Source organism: Xanthobacter autotrophicus, from assembly GCF_030015065.1.
In the GTDB taxonomy this organism is placed as follows: Bacteria; Pseudomonadota; Alphaproteobacteria; order Rhizobiales; family Xanthobacteraceae; genus Xanthobacter; species Xanthobacter autotrophicus_D.
Genome location: NZ_JAIVFN010000196.1, coordinates 1 through 4797 on the forward strand (window position 1 = coordinate 1; position 4797 = coordinate 4797).

General features: G+C 67.5%; 6 protein-coding genes. 5 read left to right on the plus strand and 1 reads right to left on the minus strand.

The window, feature by feature from the left end; all coding sequences use genetic code 11:
* Window positions 1-2: 2 nt before the first annotated feature.
* The 3 genes from K9U40_RS22005 (at window position 3) to K9U40_RS22015 (ending at window position 1936) form a co-directional block, all read left to right on the plus strand.
* Window positions 3-125 (plus strand): DUF2380 domain-containing protein, encoded by a 123-nt coding sequence (locus tag K9U40_RS22005; protein ID WP_282892252.1) that lies wholly within the window; start codon window positions 3-5, stop codon window positions 123-125.
* Window positions 126-206: 81 nt separating this feature from the next.
* Window positions 207-743: an SRPBCC family protein gene (locus K9U40_RS22010; RefSeq protein ID WP_282892248.1), complete on the plus strand. Its 537-nt coding sequence runs from the start codon at window positions 207-209 to the stop codon at window positions 741-743.
* Between the two features lie 257 nt (window positions 744-1000).
* Window positions 1001-1936 carry a cytochrome D1 domain-containing protein gene (locus K9U40_RS22015; protein WP_282892253.1) on the plus strand — a complete coding sequence of 312 codons (936 nt, stop codon included), beginning with the start codon at window positions 1001-1003 and terminating at the stop codon, window positions 1934-1936.
* A gap of 184 nt (window positions 1937-2120) precedes the next feature.
* Here K9U40_RS22015 and fae read toward each other — a convergent pair whose 3' ends face one another.
* The gene (gene fae / locus K9U40_RS22020) at window positions 2121-2630 is read right to left on the minus strand and encodes a formaldehyde-activating enzyme (RefSeq protein ID WP_282892249.1); all 510 of its coding nucleotides are present in this window, start codon (window positions 2628-2630) and stop codon (window positions 2121-2123) included.
* 581 nt (window positions 2631-3211) lie between these two features.
* Here fae and K9U40_RS22025 point away from each other — a divergent pair.
* Together K9U40_RS22025 and htpX are read left to right on the plus strand one after the other, a co-directional pair.
* Complete coding sequence (locus tag K9U40_RS22025; RefSeq protein WP_282892250.1) at window positions 3212-3418, plus strand: hypothetical protein; 207 nt, start codon at window positions 3212-3214, stop codon at window positions 3416-3418.
* 229 nt (window positions 3419-3647) lie between these two features.
* Entirely contained in the window at window positions 3648-4619 is a 972-nt protein-coding gene (htpX, locus tag K9U40_RS22030; protein ID WP_282892251.1) for a zinc metalloprotease HtpX, read from the plus strand.
* Window positions 4620-4797: the final 178 nt, after the last annotated feature.

The window sequence follows — 4797 nt, forward strand, 5'->3', positions numbered from 1 at the left end:
AGCTGGTCCGGGGCGGGCAGGTGGACATCCGCGGGAACACGGATGAGTCCTGGCTGCGCGGCGTGCGCTACCTGATGAAGAACCGCATCCTGGCACCGGGGCAGCCGCCGCTCGATCCGGGATAGGACCGCCTGCCCGGCGGACACCGCTGTTGCGCAAGGAACACGGCCCGGGGAACGGGCCGAACCATTGGAGGACATGGTTTCATGAAGCTTTTGCTCGCCGCCGCCGCGGCGTTTTCGCTCGCGCTTCTTCCCGTCGCGGCCGACGCGCACGGCCCCACCCGCAAAAAGGTGACCGAGAGCGTCGAGATCAACGCTCCCGCCGACAAGGTGTGGGCCGCCATCGGCAATTTCCAGGACATGGGCTGGCATCCGGCCGTCACCGCCACTGCCGGCCAGGGCGGCAACGCCGTGGACGCCACCCGCAAGCTCACGCTCCAGGGCGGTGGCACCATCGACGAGGTGCTCTACAAGTTCGAGCCGGAACAGAAGAGCTATTCCTACCGCATCACGGAAGTGGACGTGAAAGTCCTGCCCGTGACCAACTATTCATCCACCATTACCGTCACGCCCATCGACGGTACCCATTCCAAGGTGGAGTGGCGCGGCGCCTTCTACCGGGGCTATCCCAACAACGATCCCCCGCCGGAACTGAGCGACGACGCCGCCATCGCCGCGGTGACCGGGGTCTATCGCAGCGGCCTCGACGCGCTGAAGGCCAAGCTGGAGAAGGGCTCCTGACGGGGCCTGGTGCGCGCGCTGGTCGGCTGACGCGCGTTCGCACTTCAGCCGAGAGCGTGTTGGGGAATATGCGGCGCCACGCAAGCTCCCGCGCGTCATGCCCGGCCTTGTGCCGGGCATCCACGCCTACCCGCTCGCTCATCCTTTCGAAGGTTCGTCCCCGGCCGCCGGGCGTGGATGGCCGGCACAGGGCCGGCCATGACGGTAGGGAAGGACTTAACTCCGGCACGAAAACCGCGCTTGCCGCCCTCGCGCTTCTGGTGGGGGCGGCGGTCCCGGCCGGGGCCGAGGAAGCCTTCGTCACCAACCAGCCGGGCAACGAGGTGGCGGTGGTGGATCTCGGCGGCTCGGACGGGGCGGCGCCCCGCCTCGTCGCCCGCATCGCGGTGCCCGGCCAGCCCGCCGGCATCGCCGTGACCGAGGATGGCCGCCGCGCCTTCGTCACCAGCCCGGACGGGAAGGCGCTGTCCGTCATCGACACCGCGACGCGGCAGGTCGCGGCCCGCATCCCGCTCTCCGGCGGGCCGTTGGGCGTGGCGGTGGCCCCCTCCGGCAGCCCGGTCTATGTGGCGGACTGGTATGGCGCCCGCCTGCTGGTGGTGGACCCGGACACGCCCGATGCCATCCGCACGGCGCCTGCCGGCGCATCCCCCTCGGGCCTCGCGGTGACGCCGGACGGCGCCTTCGTGCTGTCGGCCGACCGGGACGACGACACCGTTTCCGTCATCGACGCGGCGCGGCTGGAACGGGTGGCGGTGATCCATGTGGGCAAGCGGCCCTTCGGCATCACCCTCTCGGCGGACGGAAGGCGGGCCTATACGGCCAATGTGGGCTCGGACGACGTGAGCGTCATCAATGTCGCCGCCCGCGCCGTGGTGGGCACGGTGAAGGTGGGGTCGCGGCCCTATGCGGTGGCGCTGGCCGGGCGCCTCGCCTTCGTCACCAACCAGTATGCGGGCACGGTGAGCGTGTTCGACACCGCGACGCTGGAGCCGCGCGGCGTGGTGCATGTGGGCGAGTATCCGGAAGGCATCGCCGCCAGCGCGGACGGCCGGCATGTCTATGTGGCCAACTGGTCCGACAACACCCTGTCCACCATTGATGCCCGGACGCTGAAGGTCGCTGCGACCCTCGATGTGGGCGACGGCCCGCGCGCGTTCGGCGCCTTCATCCGGCGCGATCCCAAGCCCTGATGCCGAGGGGCGATGAGGCTGGTGCGCCGCCGGTCGAAGACCCTGGCCGCCAAAAGAAACGACCGGCGAGGGAGCCCCGCCGGTCGCTTTAGAACTACCTGTTGAAAAACATGGCGGCCAACCGCTGAAGCAGACCTTTCGGCATCGCCGGAAGGTCGCCGCTCTGCCCAGGGTGGTTTCCGCTCTAGGCCGCCGCGAAGGGGTGCTTCACCAGATCGCGCTGCTCGGTCGCTTCCTTGGCGGAGGGGAAACCCGCCACGGCGCGCTCGATGGAGAGCTTGGTCGCCTCGTAGTTGTAGTGCTGGATCTTGGCGTCGTCCGCCGCTTCCCAGTGGATGAACACGCCGACGCAGATGTACAGGTCGTCGGCCTCTTCCATGGGGATGGTGCCTTCGGCCACCGCGTCCTGCACCGCCTTGGCGACGCCGCGCTGCGCGGGTCCGAACATCTGCACCGCCTGCCGCGCATCCTTGATGGTCACCTTGTTGAACAACAGGGTGTTGGGCTTGCAGGGCATGTTCGGGGCGAGCACCGCGAGAAGCGTGGTGAAGCCGTCCTTGTTGTTGGTCAGGCTGTTGCAGAACGCCGTCTCGGCGGCGCTGCCGCGCGGGCCGATGATGAGGTCGATGTGCGCAACCTCGTTGCCGTCGCCGACAAGCGCCTCACCGATCAGAACCTTGCTGATTTTAGCCACCTTATGCCCTCCCTCGTAGATCGAACAGGGATGACCGCCCCGAAGGCATTCCGGGAAGCGGTCATATGCCGCCTACCCTTGTTGTCAGCGCCCGGCAGGAGTGCCGAACCGGTTCACCAGATAGCGCGGCGGAGACTAGCCGAGCACAGCTTCGCCAGCAAGCCGGCTGCAACGCGAAACCATGCCGCGCCGCAGCGTGATGCGGCGTGATCCGGCGCCCCGCCGGACCCCCGGATTTTGCAGCCGTCAGGATTGGTTAGAAGACGTTATTGGGAGCCGGGCCGCCGGCCATGGCAAGATGGGTGCGAGACTGGAGCAGGCTCCAAGCGTGGCTTGAAGCCGCAGTGGAGGTATTCTCACTCATCCTGCGAGAAGAGCCCGGCGCGCTGGGACCTGGCCGACGCAATAGAGCATATCTGGCATTGTATTTGCTTTGCGTCGAAAGCTGTGAAGCTCATAAGACTGTTCGCGACAGATCACGATAATACCGCGGACTAAATGATATCTGCCGATGCGGAGGCAGGCGGGGAAGGAAACGGAGGGACGGCAGACCCAACGCAGCCAAACGGGAAGTCAGTGCCATGTTCGTCGTGCTTTATGCCTGCCTGATCAATGCCCCGCTTACCTGCCGGGAAGAGCGCATCAACGTCTCCATGGACGTGGCGGCGCCCACCGCCTGCATGATGTCGTCCCAGTTCACCGTCGCCCAGTGGAGCGAGGAACATCCCCAATGGCAGGTGGGCCGCTGGAAGTGCGTTCCGGCCAACCGGCTCTCCCGCGACACCTGAGCCGGCGGCCCGCGCCCCGGCGTGCGACGGGCGCGCCGCAACCTCCCCTTGCGTCGGCCCCGCCGCCTTCCCATCCTCTAGAGCACGCGCCGATCAGCTTGCGATGCAAGCTGATCGGGCAACGTGTTCTCTTTCTTGAATTTAGAGGGCGATTCACCGATCAGATTGATTCAATCTGATCGGATCGCGCTCTAGGGCGAGGCGCGGCTGCCGCGCCGGGAGGAGAGGGATGAATCACCTCAAGACGGCGATCCTGCTCGCCGGGATGACCGCCCTGTTCATGGCGGTGGGCTTCGCCATCGGCGGGCGGGGCGGCATGATGGTCGCGTTCGTGGTGGCGGCAGGCATGAACCTGTTCAGCTACTGGAACTCCGACAAGATGGTGCTGCGCATGTACGGCGCGCGGGAGGTGGACGAGACCACCGCGCCGGACTTCGTGCGCATGGTGCACGAGCTGGCGCGCCGCGCCGACCTGCCCATGCCGCGCGTGTTCATCATGGACAATCCGCAGCCCAACGCCTTCGCCACCGGCCGCAACCCGCAGAATGCGGCGGTGGCGGCCACCACCGGCCTGCTCCAGAGCCTGAGCCCCGACGAGGTGGCGGGGGTGATGGCGCACGAGCTGGCGCACATCAAGCACTATGACACCCTCACCATGACCATTACCGCCACCATTGCCGGCGCCATCTCCATGCTGGCGAATTTCGGCATGCTGTTCGGCGGCGGGAACCGCGACAGCAACAATCCCTTCGGCTTCATCGGCACCATCCTCATGGTGATCCTGGCGCCGCTCGCCGCCATGCTGGTGCAGATGGCCATTTCCCGTTCGCGGGAATACGAGGCCGACCGGGGTGGCGCGGAGATCCTCGGCCAGCCCATGGTGCTGGCCTCGGCGCTGGGCAAGATCTCCGGCGCGGCTCACCATGTGCCCAATTATGAGGCGGAAGCGAACCCCGCTACTGCCCATATGTTCATCATCAATCCCCTGTCGGGGGCGCGGATGGACAATCTCTTCTCCACCCATCCGGCGGTGGAGAACCGCATCGCCGCCTTGCGCGCCCTGGCGCAGCAGATGGGCGGCGGCGGTGGCTTCGCGCCCGGCCCGGCGCCGGCGGCCCGACCGCCGGGCGGAGATCCGTGGGGTGGCGATCCGTGGGGTGGCGATCCTCAAGGCGGCCAGCGCCGCGGCCCCTGGGGGTGAGGAGCGCGACAGCGCAAAGCCGCGTCATCCCCGCATTTCCTGTCGATGCCGGGCGCCGGCGCGCTGACAGGGCGCGGACCGCCCGATACCGTGCGCCCCATGAACCCAGACAGTAGCCCGGCCCGCGCCCGGCCCTGTCTCTTATACAAATCTCCGAGCCCACGAGACTGCAGCTAAA

Bases quoted from the DNA above. Each gene is read 5' to 3' on its own strand.
- K9U40_RS22010 (WP_282892248.1), top strand. From the start codon at position 207: ATGAAGCTTTTGCTCGCCGCCGCCGCGGCGTTTTCGCTCGCGCTTCTT.
- K9U40_RS22025 (WP_282892250.1), top strand. From the start codon at position 3,212: ATGTTCGTCGTGCTTTATGCCTGCCTGATCAATGCCCCGCTTACCTGC.
- htpX (WP_282892251.1), top strand. From the start codon at position 3,648: ATGAATCACCTCAAGACGGCGATCCTGCTCGCCGGGATGACCGCCCTG.